This window comes from Photorhabdus namnaonensis (assembly GCF_001684335.1).
In the GTDB taxonomy this organism is placed as follows: domain Bacteria; phylum Pseudomonadota; class Gammaproteobacteria; order Enterobacterales; family Enterobacteriaceae; genus Photorhabdus; species Photorhabdus namnaonensis.
Genome location: NZ_LOIC01000018.1, coordinates 134,658 through 154,996 on the forward strand (window position 1 = coordinate 134,658; position 20,339 = coordinate 154,996).

At 46.0% G+C, this 20,339-nt stretch carries 12 protein-coding genes; 3 read left to right on the forward strand and 9 right to left on the reverse strand.

What is annotated here, in order from left to right; genetic code table 11:
- Window positions 1–17: 17 nt before the first annotated feature.
- Window positions 18–929, reverse strand: a complete 912-nt coding sequence (xerD, locus tag Phpb_RS02880; RefSeq protein WP_065389090.1) for a site-specific tyrosine recombinase XerD — start codon at window positions 927–929, stop codon at window positions 18–20.
- 232 nt (window positions 930–1,161) lie between these two features.
- On the opposite strand from xerD, the gene fldB reads away from it, so the two are divergent.
- Window positions 1,162–1,680: a flavodoxin FldB gene (gene fldB, locus Phpb_RS02885; RefSeq protein ID WP_065389091.1), complete on the forward strand. Its 519-nt coding sequence runs from the start codon at window positions 1,162–1,164 to the stop codon at window positions 1,678–1,680.
- A 22-nt stretch (window positions 1,681–1,702) separates the two neighbouring features.
- Here fldB and Phpb_RS02890 read toward each other — a convergent pair whose 3' ends face one another.
- Entirely contained in the window at window positions 1,703–2,119 is a 417-nt protein-coding gene (locus Phpb_RS02890; RefSeq protein ID WP_065389092.1) for a protein YgfX, read from the reverse strand.
- Window positions 2,100–2,366 carry an FAD assembly factor SdhE gene (gene sdhE, locus Phpb_RS02895; RefSeq protein ID WP_065389093.1) on the reverse strand — a complete coding sequence of 89 codons (267 nt, stop codon included), beginning with the start codon at window positions 2,364–2,366 and terminating at the stop codon, window positions 2,100–2,102. Before sdhE ends, Phpb_RS02890 begins: the two co-directional genes overlap by 20 nt.
- Window positions 2,367–2,542: 176 nt before the next feature.
- Here sdhE and ygfZ point away from each other — a divergent pair, with 176 nt between their 5' ends.
- A complete protein-coding gene (gene ygfZ, locus Phpb_RS02900; protein ID WP_065389094.1) occupies window positions 2,543–3,532 on the forward strand; it encodes a tRNA-modifying protein YgfZ in 990 nt (329 codons plus the stop codon).
- A 14-nt stretch (window positions 3,533–3,546) separates the two neighbouring features.
- The gene (locus Phpb_RS02905) at window positions 3,547–4,152 is read left to right on the forward strand and encodes an HD domain-containing protein (protein ID WP_065389095.1); all 606 of its coding nucleotides are present in this window, start codon (window positions 3,547–3,549) and stop codon (window positions 4,150–4,152) included.
- Between the two features lie 176 nt (window positions 4,153–4,328).
- Here the strand turns inward: Phpb_RS02905 and Phpb_RS02910 are convergent, their stop codons facing one another.
- The 6 genes from Phpb_RS02910 to Phpb_RS02935 all read right to left on the reverse strand — a co-directional run bounded on the left by Phpb_RS02910 (window position 4,329) and on the right by Phpb_RS02935 (window position 19,943).
- A complete protein-coding gene (locus tag Phpb_RS02910; RefSeq protein ID WP_065389096.1) occupies window positions 4,329–5,654 on the reverse strand; it encodes a collagen-like protein in 1,326 nt (441 codons plus the stop codon).
- A 159-nt stretch (window positions 5,655–5,813) separates the two neighbouring features.
- Window positions 5,814–11,012 carry a type I polyketide synthase gene (locus Phpb_RS02915; protein WP_165603264.1) on the reverse strand — a complete coding sequence of 1,733 codons (5,199 nt, stop codon included), beginning with the start codon at window positions 11,010–11,012 and terminating at the stop codon, window positions 5,814–5,816.
- Window positions 11,013–11,076: 64 nt separating this feature from the next.
- Window positions 11,077–13,551: a pentapeptide repeat-containing protein gene (locus Phpb_RS02920; protein ID WP_065389098.1), complete on the reverse strand. Its 2,475-nt coding sequence runs from the start codon at window positions 13,549–13,551 to the stop codon at window positions 11,077–11,079.
- Between the two features lie 4 nt (window positions 13,552–13,555).
- Window positions 13,556–14,212 carry a hypothetical protein gene (locus Phpb_RS25820; protein WP_065389099.1) on the reverse strand — a complete coding sequence of 219 codons (657 nt, stop codon included), beginning with the start codon at window positions 14,210–14,212 and terminating at the stop codon, window positions 13,556–13,558.
- A 15-nt stretch (window positions 14,213–14,227) separates the two neighbouring features.
- Entirely contained in the window at window positions 14,228–15,502 is a 1,275-nt protein-coding gene (locus Phpb_RS02930; RefSeq protein ID WP_065389100.1) for a hypothetical protein, read from the reverse strand.
- Window positions 15,495–19,943 carry a C-type lectin-like domain-containing protein gene (locus Phpb_RS02935; RefSeq protein ID WP_065389101.1) on the reverse strand — a complete coding sequence of 1,483 codons (4,449 nt, stop codon included), beginning with the start codon at window positions 19,941–19,943 and terminating at the stop codon, window positions 15,495–15,497. Before Phpb_RS02935 ends, Phpb_RS02930 begins: the two co-directional genes overlap by 8 nt.
- Window positions 19,944–20,339: the final 396 nt, after the last annotated feature.

The following is a 20,339-nucleotide window of genomic DNA, read 5'->3' on the forward strand; positions in this document are numbered from 1 at the left end:
TTCCTTTAAATCCGTGCTCACCCACGCGGATGATGTTGTTGATGTAGCAATTTAAGCCGTTCTGTTGCTACATGAGTATATATTTGTGTTGTGGATAGATCACTATGCCCCAATAACATCTGCACAACTCGCAAATCAGCGCCATGATTAAGCAAATGTGTGGCAAATGCATGACGCAAAACATGGGGAGATAACCGATCAGCATCGATTCCAGCCAACAGCGCATAATGTTTAATACGATGCCAGAAAGTCTGCCGGGTCATTTGTCGCCCCCGTTTGCTAGGAAAAAGCACATCCAGCGTCGCACCATTCAGTAACCCGGCTCTTCCATACTCCATATAATGCTCTAGCCAGTAAATCGCCTCTTCCCCTAAAGGTACTAACCGCTCTTTATTCCCTTTACCAATCACTCTCACCACGCCTTGACGCAAACTGACATCGGAAAAGGTCAACCCTACTAGCTCAGATACTCGCAAACCACAGGCATAAAGCACTTCAAGCATCGCTTTATCCCTTAGCTCCACCGGTTGATCTGTACAGGGTGCATTAAGTAGATCCTCGACCTGTTTTTCACTCAAATCTTTAGGTAATCGCTTTGGTAATTTCGGTGCGGACAAAAGCGCTGTCGGATCATCTTCCCGCATTTTTTCCCGATAAAAATAGAGAAACAACTGGCGCATAGCACTGAGTAAACGCGCCGAGCTACTGGCTTTATACCCGCCATCCATGCGTTCCGCCAGAAAAGAGTGCAAATCTATTGTCTGGACAGATAATAAATTATGACCATGATGTATCAACCAGTTATCCAGTGCTTGTAAATCCAATCGGTAAGAAGCAAGCGTATTTTCCGCGAGATCATGTTCCAACCAGATAGCATCAAGAAATTGTTCTATCAGTGGATTAGTCAACTGAGTTGGTTGTTTTGACACGAAACACTTTCCTTAAATCTGCACATCTCTGCCGGCTATTATACCCTATGGATTTCAAGATGCATCGCGACGGCAAGGGAGCGAATCCCCGGGAGCATAGAAAACTATGTGACCGGGGTGAGGGAGTGCAGCCAACAAAGAGGCAACTTGAAAGATGACGGGTATATGCCTGAAAAAGCAATTATTCTGTTACAATGCCAATCCAGATATTCAAAAACCATAATGATTAATGATGAAGATTGGTCTTTTTTACGGCTCCAGCACCTGCTACACCGAGATGGTAGCAGAGAAAATTCGCGATATCCTCGGTGAAGATTTAGTTGATCTCCACAATATCAAAGAGACAACACCTAAATTAATGGAAGAGTACTCTGTACTGATTCTTGGCATTCCGACATGGGATTTTGGCGAATTACAGGAAGATTGGTTGGATATTTGGGATCAAATTCCTTCCCTCGATTTACAAGGGAAAATTGTCGCCATGTATGGTATGGGCGATCAAATTGATTATAGCGATTGGTTTCTTGACGCTCTCGGTATGCTATATCACCATTTACGCCTTTCAGGCGTCCATTTCATTGGCTTCTGGCCAACCGAAGGCTATGAATTTACCAGCCCAAAGCCATTAACAGATAATGGCTCACAATTTGTCGGGCTGGCATTAGATGACGTAAACCAGTATGAACAAACTGATGATCGTTTATCGCAATGGTGTATGCAAATTCTGCAAGAAATGGAGCCTCTGCTTTAAATTCAGAAAAATTTCAGCTCAATCAGATATCAGGATATTGCAACAACAGTTGATTAATATGCCTCCATTCATCCTGTGACATACCATCGGATGCGACCCATAAACGGATTTTTTTCTGGTTATAAAAAGATTGAGCCGTAATTAATATGCCATAGCGACATAACCACGGGCGCCGGATAATTCGCCATTCGTGCTTCTTCCATTGCAACTTATTATCACTGAACAGAACTAAAAGCCCTTGTGATTTACGGATATTTTTCTGGCTACGCCCCCAATTGGCAATAATCAACAATACCAAAGGGAGCCAGAAAATCCAGAAAATAGCATCACCCGCAGGCCACGGAGCAAGTAGCACTATAAGCGCGACCGCACCATGAACACAGGTGGAAATTAACTGGGTATGCCAAGATACCCTGAGATCACATTTCCACAGGACCACGATCTTTATTTCTATTCTGAATAAGTTTAATCATGCGAAATAGCTCTTCATCTGCCGGGCGTCCATGATTCATCAACCAGTTAAATAGATCAGGATCAGCACATTCAAGCAAACGAATAAAAAGTCGTTTATCATCATCACTGAGTGAGTCATATTCATACTCAAAAAACGGCATAATTGAAATATCCAGCTCACGCATTCCACGTCGACATGCCCAATGAATACGTGCTTTATTATCAATATCCATGTTCAAAAAATCCCCTTTTTAATTCTCATTGTTAGTTTTAACGCCATTAGCCATTAAGTCGCCCGGCAAACTCATGCATCATGCCAGCTAATAGCAATAATAACTACTTGCATTGTGCCTCAGCTCTTTTACCATGATGCATCATTGGCTCAAATATCTGACTGGCAGGATGTGTCATGGCTTACAAAACTCCGTTCTCTTCACAATCTCCATCGTCTTCATCAACCCTTCCCCTGACATTAATATCACTGGATGACTGGGGCCTGATAACCGCAACTGGACCGGATACAGAAAAATATCTACAAAGTCAGGTTACAGCAGATATTTCCGCACTTGCAACGAATCAGCATGTACTTAGTGCGCATTGTGATGCAAAAGGCAAAATGTGGAGTAACCTACGCCTCTTCCATCGTGGTGGAAGCCTTGCTTATATTGAGCGTCGCAGTATGCTGGAAAACCAGCTTACAGAACTGAAAAAATATGCTGTATTCTCTAAAATTACGCTAGTTCAGGATGAAAATGCGGTACTGCTCGGCGTTGCAGGTAAAAACTGCCGCGAGGCACTGAATAATATTTTCCCAACACTACCCGATGCTGATAATGCTGTCGTTGAATATGAAACTACGACTTTGCTCCATTTTACCTTGCCGTCTGAACGTTTCCTCTTGGTAACAAACACCGCAACCGTTGAACAATTAACAGAAAAACTTCAAGCTCAGCTTAATAACAGCGAACAGTGGTTAGCTCTGGATATTGAAGCTGGTTTCCCGGTCATTGACGCCGCAAATAGTACGCAATTTATTCCTCAGGCAACTAACCTCCAAGCATTGGCAGGAAGTATCTGTTTTAAAAAAGGGTGTTATACCGGTCAGGAAATGGTGGCCCGCGCCAAATATCGCGGCGCCAATAAACGCGCCATGTACTGGCTGGCTGGCAACGCCGCCAAAACTCCTATGGCTGGAGATGATTTGGAATGGCAATTAGGGGATAAGTGGCGGAGAACAGGCACCGTTTTGGCTGCCGTTAAGCTGAATGATAATAGTGTCTGGGTACAAGTCGTCATGAATAACGATATGGAAAATCACAGTGTATTCCGTGTCCGCGACGATGAAGGACATTCACTCACCATTCAGCCTCTGCCTTATTCTCTCGATGAAGAAAAATAATTGATGAGGTTTATATGTCGTTAGCAGTACCTACCGTTGATTTTGGCCCTTTTACGAATGTCATCGGTTTTTTGATGGAGCTGGATAAGCTGAAAAAAGTTCAGCGGCGAACTAAGTTATTGGATAACTATCGTCGGGAAAATTCAGCCGAGCATAGTTGGCATTTTGCTATCGCCGCAATGAGTTTTGCTCCCTATGTAAAAGAGGTCGATATCCAGCGTGTTATTCAAATGGCATTAATTCACGATATTGTAGAAATTGATGCAGGTGATGTGATGGTTTACGATTTAGCAGCCCGTGAAGCCATTCATGAACAGGAAGTCAAAGCCGCCCACCGTCTTTTTGGTTTACTTCCCGAACCACAGAAAAGTCATTTTATGTCACTTTGGCAAGAGTATGAAGCGGGAGAAAGCCAAGACGCCCGCTTTGCTCTTACATTGGATAGACTCATGCCGATACTGATGAATCTGTATAACAAAGGGCAAAGTTGGGTAGAAGATGGCATTCGTTTTGAGCAAGTAATTAACCGCAATAAATTTATTGCCGATGTCTATCCTGAATTGTGGCAATATCTGCTGCCACAATTGGAAATCGCACAGAAGAAAGGTTGGTTGAAATAACTTTTCCCGAAAATTTTACACTACAAATTCAGTGCACACATTAACCACATGGTGCACTATTAATGTAGCCAATATCATTATCCCTAATAAGCTAATGCGATACAGGAGAAAACCCAAGCTCACTCATTGCCAAATAATTTGTATTTAGGAAACGGAACGTTCAACATAATTTTCCTTCAATACAATTTGCCATTGATATATATCTGCCCCCCCTTTCCTTGCATCCCTGGCTCACCTGACTTTCCATTAATCCCCTTTTTACCAGGAATTCCAGAACAACTTAAGTTTCTAATTCTATCCTTAACATCACACCACGCAGAACCACCATCACCGCCTTTCCCTCCCCTTCCCGCGCTACCACCAGCCCCAGGCAAACCTGCCGTTGACCAATAACTCATGTTTGGATTACCAGTAGAATAGTTACACTCTATGTCACCGCCATCTCCACCATTCCCCCCATTACCTCCATTCCCGCCCGCCCCTCCATTTGCTCCATCCCCTCCATGCCCAGAAAGATACCGTGGGTCCGTAGTAACGTAACTATGACCACCAGAACAATCCCCATCGGCGCCATTATAACAAAAGCCTCCATCTCCACCATTTCCCCCACCGCCGCCATCACCACCATGCCCGCCATTTCCCCCAGCCCCTCCTTCAGACGCCAAATATACAATCCCATCCAGACGAGTAGTTGAGACATTCAATTTCTTCGCCACTCCACCTGATTCTCCATTCGATCCTTTCGCTCCCGGAGAACCATTAGTTCCATCGGTACCCGATGTAGGGGGAGTTACACAGGTATCTTTTTTCTTACGACCAGGTAAACCTTCAATGCCATTCGCTCCGCTACTTCCAGTCGCACCAGGAGCACCAATTTCTCCATCTTTCCCTTTACTGACTAAGTGCAACGGCGTGCTTCCCAGCCCTTGAATGACATCCGCTTCAATCCTGCCATTGGTGTAGCAAATCACTTTACCTTCCGGTTCAATGGTTATCTTGTTGTACACCAAGACAACCAGTTCGCCACAGTATTCTTTATCTTTAATAATCAATGGATTATTTGCAGACACAGTGATCTCTTCACCATTGTAGAACGCAACTTTCATCGGAAAACACTTAGCATTAAGCATTTCTTCATAATCTTTAACCAAAGCAGAATCACCATAGATATAGGCACGAAAGGCTTTGTATAAATCAATATGATTAGCCGAGACATTTGCCAGTCGTTCAGCAGAAAACGGTTCAGGCAACGGATGATGGGATTCCATTTTTCCAGGACCATATCGACTGTCAGGCACACCGTTGAGCGCCTTCAGCTCTTGTATCGTTTGCACTGTAAAAAATGCAGGCGGCACAGTAGCCGTTTCCGGATCGTTAGAAAATATTACCGGCCCGTCAAAGTCGGCGGTCTTAAGTTGCTTTGGCTGTCGTTCCAGACCAAACGGATGGTGATATTGATGTAATATTGCCAACGTCTCAGCAACCGTTCTTATTTTTTCCATGAAAATTCTCCTAAGTTTAAATTTATACATTTAGAATAACTTCATATACCAATTATCCATCTGACCAAGTTCCCAAATCTCTACCACTATCACTACCGGTTATGTCACTATTACCCATCATCTTTCAAGTTGCCTCTTTGTTGGCCGCACTCACCCCGGTCACATATTCGCAATTAACTTCACTTGCAATCGATACGTAATTAACGACGCAAGTTCCGACAGCGGCTTATTGTTCAACAACAATTCCAATGGAATATCCACGCGTAACTGTTTGTTAATTTTTTGCACCAACATCAACCCATTCAGCGAATCAATACCATTGTCAGTCAGTGGTTGATCCGGATGAAAAACCTCAGCTTTCGTCCCAACAATTTCACCGCAGAAAGCCTGTAACAAACTGACAACATCACCCAAGTTATTGACCTCAAGCACTGTGTCTGCTGGTAAAGCTTGAGCTACGCTTTCCTGCTGAATATCACGAAATAATGCCAACTGGCGCATTGGACCGGAGAGTAACACTGACCAATCAGCCAAGAACGGCACCAGTTGCGGCTCAATACGGGCAAACAGACGCTCTAACGTGGCTAATCCCTCCTCTAAGTTAAATAGCGGCAGCCCATTGTCTTTGGACACCGGGAGCATGCGACTATCTCGTAAAGCGATACCTGCTTTCCATGGCCCCCAGTTAAGGCTCAACGCAGGTAAACCTTGCTGACGCCGCAAATAGGCCAAACTGTCCAGCATGGCATTTGCTGCCGCATAAGATGCCATACCCGGCAAAGACAATAATGAGCTTATTGAGGAAAACATGACGAAATGCTCTAACGGCGCATCAGCTAACGCCTGATGCAATGTCCACGCAGAAAGCGCTTTAGCGGCAAAGACTCTATCAAAAGCCTGAGTACTCAATTCACGGTATCCTTGAGCTTCAACATGCGCGGCACAGTGAATCACGCCTCGTAACGGCTGACTGGCCCGCTGCCGATACTGAGCCAGACAATTATTAGTCATTTTTACATCACCCAGATCAACCGGCAGATATTCTGCTTCAACTCCCTGTCGACGTAGTATTTCCAGTAACATCTGATCATCCGCATCAAGCGTATGACAACGGCCGATCAACAACAAATGACGAGCACCATGCTTCACCATCCAGGAAATCAACTGACGTCCCATTCCCCCGAAAGCCCCCGTCAGCAAATAGCTGCCATCTGGTCGAAAATGTACCATTGGCAACAGGGGCGGCACTTCCGGCAATGGCGCAAGACGTAGTGCATAGCGTTGATCACGACGCAGAGCTAACTGATCCTCACCATCATCCGTTAATAATGCATTCCACCACTGGGCTGGCGTAGTAGTACTGTCAATATCTAACAACCCTCCCCAGAGTGAAGTCGCTTCCTGTTGACCGATAACTCGCATCATTCCCCATAATGCCGCAGCAAACGGATCAGGGAGATCTTGTTCAGTCACCTGATGAGCATATCGAGTCACGACCCATAAACGTGGTTTCACCGCTTGTTCTGCCAGTGCCGCACACAAATAGATCAAAGCATGATAAGTCTTGCGTGGATTATGTAACGGCCAGAGGATCAGTATCCTTTCAACCTCGGAAGGAAGAGTATCCACCAACTCCTGAACTTTCTGCTCACTGTCAGGCAGGCCGGAACGTAGGCAGGCATATCCACCACGCCGTTGCAATTCACTCGCCAATTCCTCTGCCAACACAGTTTCACCGCCAAGAATAGCCCATTGCGCTAAACATGGCGCTAAAGGTTCTATCGATGGGCAAGAAGGCACTTCACGCCACAAGGGTTGACCTATCACCAGATTGTGAGGTACCGGCAATAAATCGCTTTTCCTGTTACTGACAAGCTGAACGCAAAACCCTTCGATTTGGCAAATCAGTATGCCGCGGTCAGTGTATACATCGATATCACCAAGCCACTGTTGTTGTGTCTGCTCAGTCATTCGAGCATAGGCTCTCACTCGGCCTGATAGTTTACCGCTAATACGTAGATGTCGAATAGTTACCGGAATACGGAAATCGCTAGCAGGGATTGGGGCATTAACGCCAATAGACTGAATCGCCAACAATGACTGGAAAATGCCATCCAAAGCCGCCGGGTGGAAATTCATTCCCTCTGGTGTAGGTGGCAACTCAATCTCACAGATTGTCTCACTTTCACCGACAATCGCTTGACGCAGAGTACGAAATCTCCCGCTGTAACTAAAATGCAGATGTTGAAACGCCTGATACAATTCTTCCTGATACAGCTCTTCCTGATACAATTCTTCCTGACACAACGCCTCCTGATTCTGCGTACCAAGATAGCGATCATTTACAACAGATGATGGGATAACACAGGCAGCCGCGCCCGGTACGACAATGTTCACTTGTGCACTGGCTGCAAATTGGTATTGGGTATCTTCATCCAGATTACTGGCAGTGTATACCTGCACTTCCATTCGCTGTCGATCCAAGCGAGTTTTTAGTCTGAACTCCATACCGGGTTCCAACAGTAAAGCCGATTGCAACACAATATTATTCAGCGCCAATCCGACACCTGGAAAGCAGATACGAGCCGCAGCTAACATGACTTCGATATAGCCGGCAGCAGGGAACATCGCATTTCCCATGACGACATGATCGAGTAACCAAGGCGCCTGCTCAACAACCAATTCAGCCTGCCAACTCTCACTACCCGGCTGTACTTCGCCCAATAACACACCGCTCGACTTGCGCAGCCGGTGGCGACGGCTGATTTTCGGTTCATGCCAATAAGATTGCTGATGCCAGGGATAAGTTGGCAGATCGATTAAATAAGCCGTAGGCGTGATAGTCCGCCAATCAGGTTCAATACCAGCTTCAAATAATTGTCCCAATAACTGTGACCAGTTCTGCCCTGTTCGACAAGCAAACACCTGACCGCGATAAGGTTTACTCCAATCCTGCAATCCACCGCTCAACAGGGATGTGGGTGAAATTTCAAGGAAATGGTGAAAACCTGCTTTCAGCATATTTTCCATCGCATCATCAAAACGAAAGGGTTCGATCATGTTGTCAGCCCAATGCTCAGGACCCAACTTATCATTAATTTCCTTCCCGGTGACTGATGAAAACACAGGCAATAAGGGCTTTGAGGCCGAAATAGCCGCGGCATCGGCAATTAATCCTTCCCGGAGTGGCTCCAGCAATGGGGAATGGGCAGCAATACCATAGTTAATACGACTACTGGCGATACGATGATGTTTTAAACGATGGGAAATGGCGGTTAATCCGCTTACAGGGCCCGATAACAGACAACTATTGGCGCTGTTTCTTCCTGCAATCACGACAGCGGGATCAATATCATGGGCAGACAAATAAGGCTGTATCTGTTCCACCGTAGCCGCTACCATCAACAACCCTCCCTTCCGATCCAATGCGCTTTGCAGATCGCGATAGCGGTAATAACGATGATACAAAAGTGTCAATGCCTGAGTCAGATCATAAATTCCTGCCAGATAACAAGCCGCCATTTCACCGGTACTATGGCCAAGCAATGCCGCTGGTCTAAGTCCCCACTGCTGCAACTGAGCGACCATAGATATTTGTACCGTAAATTGCACCGGCGGCGCCATTAAATCGTCAGTAACCAGTAATGCAGCACGTAGAGACGGCGCAGAAAATTTAGCCCAAATAGCTTCGCAACGCCTGAATTGCTCGGCAAATGCAGGAAATGGCTGAAACCAAGCTACCACCTCCTGCCACCCTTCACCACCAACGCCAGGAAATACCCAAGCCAAGTGATCTACTTTTCTATTATTATGCTTCGGCGACAGATTCAGATGAGTTAACTGTTGTTGCAACTGCTTTCGGTCACTAAATATTATGGCTTTACGCAGCGGGAAACGGTGACGAGTCATCGCTAAACTGTAACATAGATCATCAAGGGCAATCTCTGGCTGCTGCTGTAGTAAATCGGCGATACGCTGCACTTGTTGTGTCAGGGAAAACTCAGACTGGGCAGACAATGGCAACATGAAAGCCTGCCCTTTGGTCTCGCGAAGTTGTACGGAAGGAGCCGCATGATTACTCAATACCACATGGACATTCGTCCCGCCAAAACCAAAAGAATTCACTCCCGCGACAACTCTACCTTCAGGCAATAGCGTTAACTGCCGCGGAACTTGCAATCCTAATTCCGCAAAACGGATATAGGGGTTAGGCGGATCGGCATGTAAATTGCCCGGCACTTGCTTTAGTTGTAAACACAATACCGCTTTAATCAGTCCGGCAATGCCCGCCGCGGCTTCCGTATGACCAATCACGGATTTACACGCACCGATCAGTAATGGGCGATCTGTCGGATCTGGACGGCATACCTGCCCCAAAGCTTCTGCTTCTATCGGATCACCGATCGCCGTTCCAGTACCATGAGCCTCAATATAATCAATCTCTGCTGGGGAAATACCCGCCTGAGCACAGGCCATCCGAATCACTCGTTGCTGTGCCGCACTACTTGGCTGAGTAATCGTGGGAGTATGACCATCTTGATTTGCCGCCGAGCCGTGGATCACGGCCAAGACGGGATCGCCATCCTGTAAAGCTGCATTCAACGGTTTCAGCAAAACAGCACCTACCCCTTCACTACGCACATAACCATCAGCGTTAGCTGAAAAACTGTGACAACGATTGGTAAGCGACAGAAAACCAGTACGGCTTTCTACTATCGAAAAATCAGGGATTAGCATTAACTGACTGCCACCTGCCAGCGCCAATTGCGACTCTCCCCGCCGCAAGCTGTCACAAGCCAAATGTACCGCCAACAGGGACGATGAACAGGCGCTATCGATGGTCAAAGACGGCCCTTGAAAATCAAACGCATGGGAAATACGGTTTGACAACATGGTTCCCATTGCGCCAGTTGAGGTATAACCCGTTATCTGACGCAAATCAGTAAATTGCAGGTGCAAATAATCATGAGTGAAAGCACCAATATAGACACCAACCGCCTGACCCGCTAATGATTTTGGCGGTATTCTTGCCCGCTCCAGCGCTTCCCAAGTTACCTGCAACATCAGACGATGTTGTGGATCAATAAAAGGCGCTTCTGTACTACTGATATTAAACACTGCTGCATCAAAGCCAGCTATATCAGTGATAAATCCCCCTTCTCGCGCCACCATTCTCCCCGGCAGATTGCGATCACGGGAACTATAAGCCTGAGTTGACCAGCGTTCGGGCGGTACTGGGGTAATAGCGTCACTTGAACCACACAACAGTTGCCAGAACTCCTCTGGGGAGTTAACGCCCCCCGGAAAACGGCAGCCCATACCGATAATGGCAATCGGCATATTGTCACTTCTCATCATATTGATATCCATAGTGGTATTCTTTACTCCGATTAGTCGTTTGCCAGATCATCGTTCTTACTTATCAACACCAAGTCGTCGGGCTGGGAATACATTTCGGTGGATGAGGGGGTAATCCCGGTGTCATCAATGATTGATAGCTAATACCCTTACTGAGCAACTGATAACGCAAACCACTTGGGCAGGTGGTGTCACCATCCATCGCTTGAGTAATATCAATTGTCACCCCAAAAGCGACATTAACCGGTTGTAGTGTATTGTCAGCCGCAGTACGGATGACACGTAATGGCGATCCACCACAAACTTGCAGATGGTTATTCCCGACCTCACTCACCCGAATCACAATAAAGTTACAATATCCTCGGTAACTCAGATCGGTATCCTGCGGCTGGTTAGAAATAATCCAATATTGATCATTTTGCTTTTCAATGATTTTGGCATTAGATAACAGGCTGTAACCGTTATCAGTGAATGCCTGCCGCAACTCTTTTGAGACTGTGCCACTATTCAATGAACTCATCAGCTCAAGCGCCGCACTGAACAAGGGAACACCTGTAAACTTCTTACCAGCTTCCTCAAGCGGCAAAGCTACCGCGCCATTAGTCAGATTAGCGCCAGTCAATTTAGCTTCAGTGAAAATAGTGCCTTGAATTGAAGCAAAAGCTAGAGATGCTGGTTTAAGACCTTGAGTAGGTTCCAACATCGCTTTACTAAAGTCAGTATTGACCAGATTGGCGTAGGACAAATTCGCCCCATATAACCGCGCCTGAGTGAAATTCATGGTAGATAAGTTAGCCTTTGACAAATTGACTTGTTCCAAATTGGCGTTATCGGCCCTAGCGTCGCTGCCGTACCAATGAGCGCCAGACATATCAACCGCATACAAATTAGCGCCAGTCAAAATCGCATTAGGCATAAATATGTTGGCAAGAATTGCCGCATTACCACCATTATCTTGAGCAACGTTTAATTGCCCCTCCTGACGATGGATAAATAGCGGTCTACCCTCATGTTCAACCAACCAGTTTTGGCCTAGCTGACGAACCAACACTTCCGCCTGACCGTTAATCAATACCTTGTCTTGATACAAAAGATGACGTAACTGTTCGGGTAGTTGCTGATTATCCAGTGCTTGAGCATCAGCTTCATCCAAATGTGTCACTGTGGATAAAGCACCAAATTGAGCGCCAGTTAAGTTAACATTTTCCAGACTCGCATTGGACAAATTCGCCCCTACTAAGGAGACATTACCCAAGACAGTGGAACCAGCCAGATTAGCACCGACCAAAACCGCACCATTGAGTGACGTATTATCCAGATTTACCTTCTTCATTGATGCCATCAGGAATATGACTTGATCCAACTTCTGCTTACTCAGATTGACCCCATCCATCTGTGCTTGGGTAAAATTGGTTTTAGCGGTAATCGTGGCATCAACCAGATCCATCCCTGTCAGCACCGTTGCTAATAAGGTACTGTCGCTGAGATTAAGCTGACTATAACCGGTGGTTAACGACAACCGGGCGTTGGTCAGATTCGCGCCACTGAAATTAACATGATTGATATTCGCCCCGGTAAAATCAGTCCCTACTAACGTGGCTTGATTAAAATTCGAAGTCTGCAAAGTGGTATTTTGTAAATTTACCAGCGTCATAATCGCCCCGGTAAAATTGCAGGAAGCCAGACTGGCGCCGCTTAGATCAACATTAACTAGATTCGCCTGCGATAAATCAGCATTCTCCATTATCACCGAAGGTAACAACGCACCAGAGAAATTCGCACCAGGCGCTTTTAGACGATTTAATACCGGCTGACCACCACTGCTCTTACAGCCACGGAAAATGGCGTTCGGTAGCTCAGCGTCAGGCATATTAGTATCACTACCCACGATACAGTTTTCAAAAAGCGCATTTTTGCCATGAACATGCGTTAAATCAGTCTTACTTAAATCACAACCGCTAAAATTGCAATTATCAACTTTGACATTAGTTAAATCAGCGCCAAGCAATGTCGAACCATGCAGGTCGGCATTTGACAAATCGACGGTCATCATCACCATCTCATTCAAATTTTCTTCAGCGAGATAGGCAAAACGCAGATCGGCACCCATTGCTCCCCAGTCTTTGAGAACTTCCAGACTTTTTGTCACTATGGTACGAGTGAATTGGGCTGACAGAGACGGACTGCTAGTGACTGCCTGCCAAATCAGCCCAGATTGTTGCGCCACCAAATAGCTGTCACCACTGCTACTGATACGGCGCAGGCGAAATCCAGATCCTCCTACCTCTTCCAACCGGATCTCAGCAACCGTACCATCGCGCGGTTGATTAGCTTGAGGAGTATTACCGCTTGCAGCCAAATATTGACCATTACCCGCCTGTAACCAAAAGCCAGTAACGCCATAAGCATTAATCATTTGATTAATCGCCCCTGATTGTTTGGCCGACAGGCTAAGCGTACCATCCGCTTGAACCGTAATCAGTTGGCCTGAAGTCGCTGCAAATTGCCATTTGCCAGCAAAAAATCTGGATTCGCTCATGTCATTATCCTCGCAGCAAATGATTTACAGAAACCTTCCCAACTCTCCCAGCCTGACCACCGCTGGCGCTAATCCCTCCAACACCATATTCTCCATTGGGTGCATGTGAACCGTCACCATTTACCCCACCGCGCCCGGCGATCCCCCCAGCACCACCGGGCTGACCGAGTCCTCCGTTTCCGCCATTAGAAGTGGCAGATACCGGTTTTGGTAAGCTAGTCTGGTTATATCTGACCCAAACATTACCACCATCGCCGCCATCCCCTCCATTGCCGCCATTTCCACCATTGCCACCATTACCACCAACACCACCTGGCTTGCCTGACGATGATGAATGACCACGGCCGCCATTGCCGCCATCCCCCCCATTGCCACCATAACCCGCTGTGCCACCATCACCGCCATTACCGCCATTATTGCTAATACGCACCACACTCTGTACGTCAAAACGAGTACAACGCAGGGCAAACCACCAGCCAGAACCTGATTGACCATCCAAACCACTCTGACCTGATTGACCATCACCACCAGGGCTACCGGCAGTGGCTGGCTTACGACGAGAAGCATTCTGACCATCAGCACCCCGTTGACCATCAGCGCCATTGGCTCCATCAGCACCATTCACACCGTTAGTACCGAAAATTTGAATATCTGCGACCATAACTCCTCCTTGCTGTTATTGTTTTTTGCCGTTGATATAAATCGCACCGATAGCACCTGCTTTTCCGGCAGTTCCAGTGCTCCCCGATGAACCACTTCGACCTGGGCTACCACTGGTATAACCCGTACCACCACCACCACCGGCACCACCAGATCCACCGTTGCCGCCTTTACCACCGTTACCGCCAACTGCTCTAGCTTGGAACGTCGCACTTCCCCCTTCATCATAAGTAAAATAGATGTTACCGCCGTCACCCGCATTACCGCCGTTACCACTATTACCACCATTACCGCCAGCACCACCATTACCACCATTACCAGCCCTACATTCGCTGGTAGAACCGCCGCCATTTCCTCCTTTTCCACCACTACCACCGTTACCACCGTTACCGCCATTACCACCATTGCCGCCTTGTGTCAGCATATTCACAAAACCGTTAATGGCGCTTGTTTTAAAATTAACATCATTCGCATTGCCACCATTCTCACCATCACTTCCTCTGGCGCCATCAGTACCATTGCCACCGGCGGTACCGTTCGTAGCCGACGTTGCACAGGAGTTTTTATTATCTTTACCAGCACTCCCATTGCTGCCATCTCTTCCATTGGAGCCATTGTTGCCGCTACCGCCATCACCTCCGTTACTGCCAATATTTTCGAGGTTCGGGCCATCATTATCACCCGGAGTTGGGTATGGATTTGGGGAATTAACTATGACGACTTCATTCGCTTCAACCGAGCCATTGGTCAAATAAATAATCTTACCGCCAGGTTCAATCGTTATCTTATTAAACACCAAGTTAACAGGTTCGCCGTGACTCTCTTTACTTCCAACAATCAATGGGTTACTTGCAGTGACAACGATATCTTCACCACTGTATAACGCGACTTTCATCGGAAAACGTTTAGCGTTCAGAATATCCTCATAATCTTTGACTAAAGGAGAATAACCATAGATATAAGCACTGAAAGCTTTACATATATCAGCATGATTACCGGTGACATTTGCCAACCGTTCAGCCGAATAGGGTTCAGGTAGCGGATGATGCGGTTCCATTCCGCCTGGTCCATAATCACTGTCAGGCACCCCGCCAAGTTCCTTCAATTCTTGTATGGTTTGTACGGTAAAAAACGCGGGTGGCACAGTGGCTATTTGCGGGTCGTGAGAAAATATGACCGGCCCGTCAAGATCCGACGTTTTCAATTGTTTTGGCTGCCGCTCTGTACTGGTCAAATGATAATGCTCACGCAACATAGCCAAAGTTTCTTTAACAGATCTCATTTTATTCATGGGTATTCTCCTGAGTTTGGGTATAAGTTTGCACATTTAGGATCACAGAGGCGTCACATATCAATTGCCCACCTTGCTTAACAGTCAGAGTGTCTACCGCTACCACGATCGGTTGTGGATTCGGATTGCTAATGTTCAGAATCCCCCCATCAGCGATCACCAGTTCTCCAATCGCAAAAACATCAACGGTTGCCGGAAACGTTATTGGCGCTTCAACTGGGGGAATACCAGAAAGGATCAACAGCTCCGCTGCTGACGACACGTTTGATTGGTGGGAAGGAGCCAGTGACTGAGGGTCGTCAGGCCGTAAAGAACCTTGCGACGAAGATGGAATAGCGACTTTCTCCGTTACATCGCCCTCCGAGAGACCTAATAATTGCAAGACCGCTTTAAATCCTGAACTATAACTTTTTAATAACATATTTTTCTCCGAGAAACTGTAGACAGAAATAATCTGCAAATTATCGCTATCTACTGTGCATATAACCGGGTAACGGGTATTAACATCGGTAATGATGAAATAACCATTGTTATTGATAGTTTCGATAGTTGCCTGATTACTAAGAGGATGTTTGTTCTCAGCAAAAACGGCGCGGATTTTATCCATATCGTGTTGCTGGAATATCGGTAGCTGATCTATACCCAGATCGAATATGGGTGTAGTCGGCGTCCACTGGCTGATTTGTGGCTGGGTACGTTGATTTTCCCCCAAGAACTTGCCGTAATTCATCGCCACTAAAGTACGGAATGGATCTATCGCCAGATGCGCGGCAACAATATGCTGACGTTTAGTTGGATCAGGTACCAGCGTCGAATCAGGGACAGTGACCAGAAACTTACCGTCAGGCTCATAGATATCGAGGATATAATCCGTTGGATCACGCCCTTCATTACGGTACGACAAAATATAAATATATCCCTTAGACTCAACCGCCACATCCAAATAAGTTATTCCCTCTGGCTTATTCAGTGGCATATAGGACAGATAATCAGCAACTATAATTTCAGAAGGATTCGTTACATCAAGGGTTAACAACCAAGAACGGGCGCCAGCAAGATCATCAATTTGCCATTTGACACCTTGACCGATAGCGATGACCCGCACGTTACTCAAATCGTTGTATACAGATACCGTTGGTCCCTGAGCGGTCAGCGTGTAGGTTGCGGGTTTCTGCGGATCATATACCAACCAGCTCTGCCCTTGCTGTATCACATCAACCGTTGTGCTGCCAACCGGGTCAATATTACCGTCTGCGGTCTGGTTATAACTTAGATAGATCCCATCTTGCGCAAAGACGGCAATAATCTGCTCATCCAGTACTCCGGCATTCAGTGAATAAATAAAGCTCGTATCACTGTTACTAAACAGGAATGTCAGCCCTTGTTCACGAAATGCTTGTTGTAATGCTGGAGAAAACACCTGAGCATCCAGTGTTGCCTGATACTCCGCAGTAGGCAGTTTAAACAGTGTTGCCCCTGGAAAACTTGGGAATGGGTTCCCTTTAGTATCGAACGCCTGAACACGGGTATTGATTGTTTCCAATAATAAAATGCGACCATCTGGCGTGACAGCTAGGGCAATTGGCCCATGCATGAGCCCTTGTCGAATCCCTTCGCCAGAGACAATCTGGGCCGCAGGTGCCTGAGCATCCGGGTAGCCCTGCTCACCCAACGGCAGAATCTGCATCTTGCTGTATTGCCAGCTGACAGCAATCACATAACCACTTGGATGAACCACCATCGCATCCAGATGAGGAATAGTGAAAGTCCCCCACGACAGCGGATTATCCGTCAAACCAAAATCATGTTTGCCGTCACGCAGATCCACCCGACGCAAGTGATATTCGCCGAATCGTGAATCAATAATAAAGTTATAAGGTGTGATGGTTTTGTCGTCCGGTCCTTCGCCAAAACTGTTATAACTGATCAGCGGTTGTACTTTGAAACCCACTTCGGATAATTTCAGCCGCTCATTCAACGTGTCATTACTCAGAGTGGAAATGTTTTGCAGCACATACATCTGACCGCTATTGGGTGGGCTTAATGGATCTTCCAATGGAATATTCTGACCGGAAGCCTGATAGCAATAACCCACCTGATAATCTGAATTCAGTATTGTCATATTGACCAGCTTGCAGATGTTATTGCCGACATTGCTACAATTGGTTGAAGACTGGGTTTCCAACGGCACGCTGCCTTCAATCCACTGATACTCTTTTTTATCGCTATCGTAAGACAACTGTTCCCAATATTCGTATTGAGTGACCTGAGTCAGAGGTACCAACATCTCTTTTATATTGCCACTGACGCGCATGATGCCCTCACTGGGGTCATCTGGTTGCGCATTCAGCAGCTCACTGGTATAGCTCCCCGCTAACCAGCCAGTAGCGGAATAAACATTAGCCTTAATTTTGAGGGTTCCCCCCCAACCAACCGAATTGAAATTAAAAGTTAGCGGCTTATTGGAACTGGTTGTAGGTAATGGAATAGTCTGGGTGTAGTAGGTGCCGTTGGTATATTCGACCGTCACCTGGCACTGCACTCCCACCGGCGGCCAGATTGCGGTTTCCGGGCGCCCCACTTCACCATGAGCGGGATCAGGATGCAGGGTAAAAGCCAAAGTCATTTGGCGCTTGATATCCACTTCCAAAGTGGCTGGCGTAGAGAGCAATTCCCCTGTAGTCACTGCAATCTGAGCCAAATCTAGCGCAATTGAAGCAATCCGGAACGCCCAACCCACCACAGGAACCGCCTGAGCGGCTGCACTGGCTGCTATCTGAGCTGTAACATAAGCGGCTAACGCTTCCAGTCCTTTTTTAGCCAAAATACCAATGGCAATACTGGCTAAACTGGTGAGCACTTTTTTAGTATTGAATAACGCTGAACCGACAGCGGCGCCACCGCCAATCAATGGGAAAGCAATACCTGCTAATATGGCAACGTTATCCTTATTAGAAATAAAGTCTTTATACCATTGAGTATTGGTTACAGCGGCTCCAGCCAACATCATGAGGGATGGAATACCGTATTGGAACATACCGGTTAAAATCACTCCCGGCCAAACAATCGGGTTTTCCCAACGGGAAGTTCCCAAACCACCAAACAAGAATTTAGCTGCCTGAGCTTCAGCCGGCCAAGGCAAACCAAAATTAGTGGGATCAGTGGGCATCGGAATTCCCATAATCGTATTGACATTAGCCAACACCCCAATGGCTTTTTGTGATTCCGTTTCAAATAACGCCGCCAGCTCAGGAGGGAAATAAAACGGCCAATCACCATGAACTGTTGGATTATCAATCGGTTGTTTCATCTCAGTGTCTTTAAAGAATTGAATATAGACACCTAATTGACGTAAATATTTATTCTTAAAATCAATGGAAAAATGGCTCTGCCCAGGATCGTAATGGATGCTGTCAGGATACACATCCATACCGTGATTAGGTGTACGGTTAGTGGCCGTCCAAATTTGACTAGTATTTCGCGGAGCATCCAATGCTGAAGCTTGATCTTTGAATTCGGTAACGTCGAGAGACGCACTTTGGCTGACACTCCAGTTATGATTTTGCAAACGGGTGTCATTATGCGAGGTTCTCAACGCATTAGAGGCCGGCGATCCTGAATAGTTCTCCGTTTCATCCGACAGATTATATTGCATCACCGGATCACCTTCGGCGAAAATCACCTGCCCGTCTTGACCAACCCAGTCAAATTCATAAAACATCTCGTTGCCATCAGGGTCAACCAATTGACCATAAGTGGCAAAACCGCCGGTCTCTGTCGCAGGTCCCTGACTTGATATTGATATAGCCAATTCATAAACCCGGTTATATTGCTGTGGGTCTATTTCCTGCGGTGGGGCAATATGCGCATTCATCACAATTGATGCTGCATAAGCCTGACTGTTAGACAATTCTGGGTGGGAAAATACAATAGAACAGGCAACCTCCCAGGGTGTTTTCACTTCATTAGCCGCAACCAACAAATCGCTACAATGAATAGGGTTTTGTGCTAAATGTTGGCTATTAACACCGAGAGCGCTAAGTTTACCTGGCAAAGCCACCGCTATATTATTTACGGCCAGTTTTTCTATGTTACGTTTGGCATAACGACGTAAATGAGCGTTAGGGATATGGTAAGAAAGATGGTAAAGAACCGGTAACGAAGAACGGTAAGGCCCGGATTTATCACCAACCACTTTAATTAGAGTAACGTGATTAGGTAAAAAATAGTGTTCGGGTACCTCCGCAAAGTGGCTAATATTGTGTGAACCGTAGCGCAGAACCATATCTATTGCAGGATTTTCTCCAGCTGCTCTGGCTAAACTTGACTCATCATGTTCTTGCAACGGTATATTATATTCACCAACCCAAAGGTTTAATTGACTGGATTGGGTACGTAAATGGCCTTGAGCTAGGTCAAAATGTAGAATATGCTTTTTCATTTGGATTTTATCTCTCTAAATGACTATTTTCGTTATCACAATAAATACTCAATAACCGTATAAATAACTCGGCGGAAAACCCAGAAAAAATAATTCCCATGAGAATGAATACATCCTCCTATAAACTTATTTTTTAAATGAGAAACACCTGAAACTAAGTAGAAAAAGATTTATCTACTTTACTGAAATCAATTGAATGTGACATTTAAACTCTACAATTAAGAATATTAATGCGATTTCAAATTTTTTCCATCAACTAAAGAAAATATTTATGTGACGCATAGCTGGTTTTCAATGTTAGCTGATTAAGAGTTTCAATTTTAAATCTTTATTATCCGAAATTATTAGCAAATAAAAATAAAATAACAACCCTCAGCAAGATGATATTTACTCATA

What these genes read in the sequence shown, in the direction of transcription:
- fldB (WP_065389091.1), top strand. Translation starts at nt 1,162, where the DNA reads ATGAAGATTGGTCTTTTTTACGGCTCCAGCACCTGCTACACCGAGATG.
- sdhE (WP_065389093.1), bottom strand. Translation starts at nt 2,366, where the DNA reads ATGGATATTGATAATAAAGCACGTATTCATTGGGCATGTCGACGTGGA.
- ygfZ (WP_065389094.1), top strand. Translation starts at nt 2,543, where the DNA reads ATGGCTTACAAAACTCCGTTCTCTTCACAATCTCCATCGTCTTCATCA.
- Phpb_RS02905 (WP_065389095.1), top strand. Translation starts at nt 3,547, where the DNA reads ATGTCGTTAGCAGTACCTACCGTTGATTTTGGCCCTTTTACGAATGTC.
- Phpb_RS02910 (WP_065389096.1), bottom strand. Translation starts at nt 5,654, where the DNA reads ATGGAAAAAATAAGAACGGTTGCTGAGACGTTGGCAATATTACATCAA.
- Phpb_RS02915 (WP_165603264.1), bottom strand. Translation starts at nt 11,012, where the DNA reads ATGATGAGAAGTGACAATATGCCGATTGCCATTATCGGTATGGGCTGC.
- Phpb_RS02920 (WP_065389098.1), bottom strand. Translation starts at nt 13,551, where the DNA reads ATGAGCGAATCCAGATTTTTTGCTGGCAAATGGCAATTTGCAGCGACT.
- Phpb_RS25820 (WP_065389099.1), bottom strand. Translation starts at nt 14,212, where the DNA reads ATGGTCGCAGATATTCAAATTTTCGGTACTAACGGTGTGAATGGTGCT.
- Phpb_RS02930 (WP_065389100.1), bottom strand. Translation starts at nt 15,502, where the DNA reads ATGAATAAAATGAGATCTGTTAAAGAAACTTTGGCTATGTTGCGTGAG.
- Phpb_RS02935 (WP_065389101.1), bottom strand. Translation starts at nt 19,943, where the DNA reads ATGAAAAAGCATATTCTACATTTTGACCTAGCTCAAGGCCATTTACGT.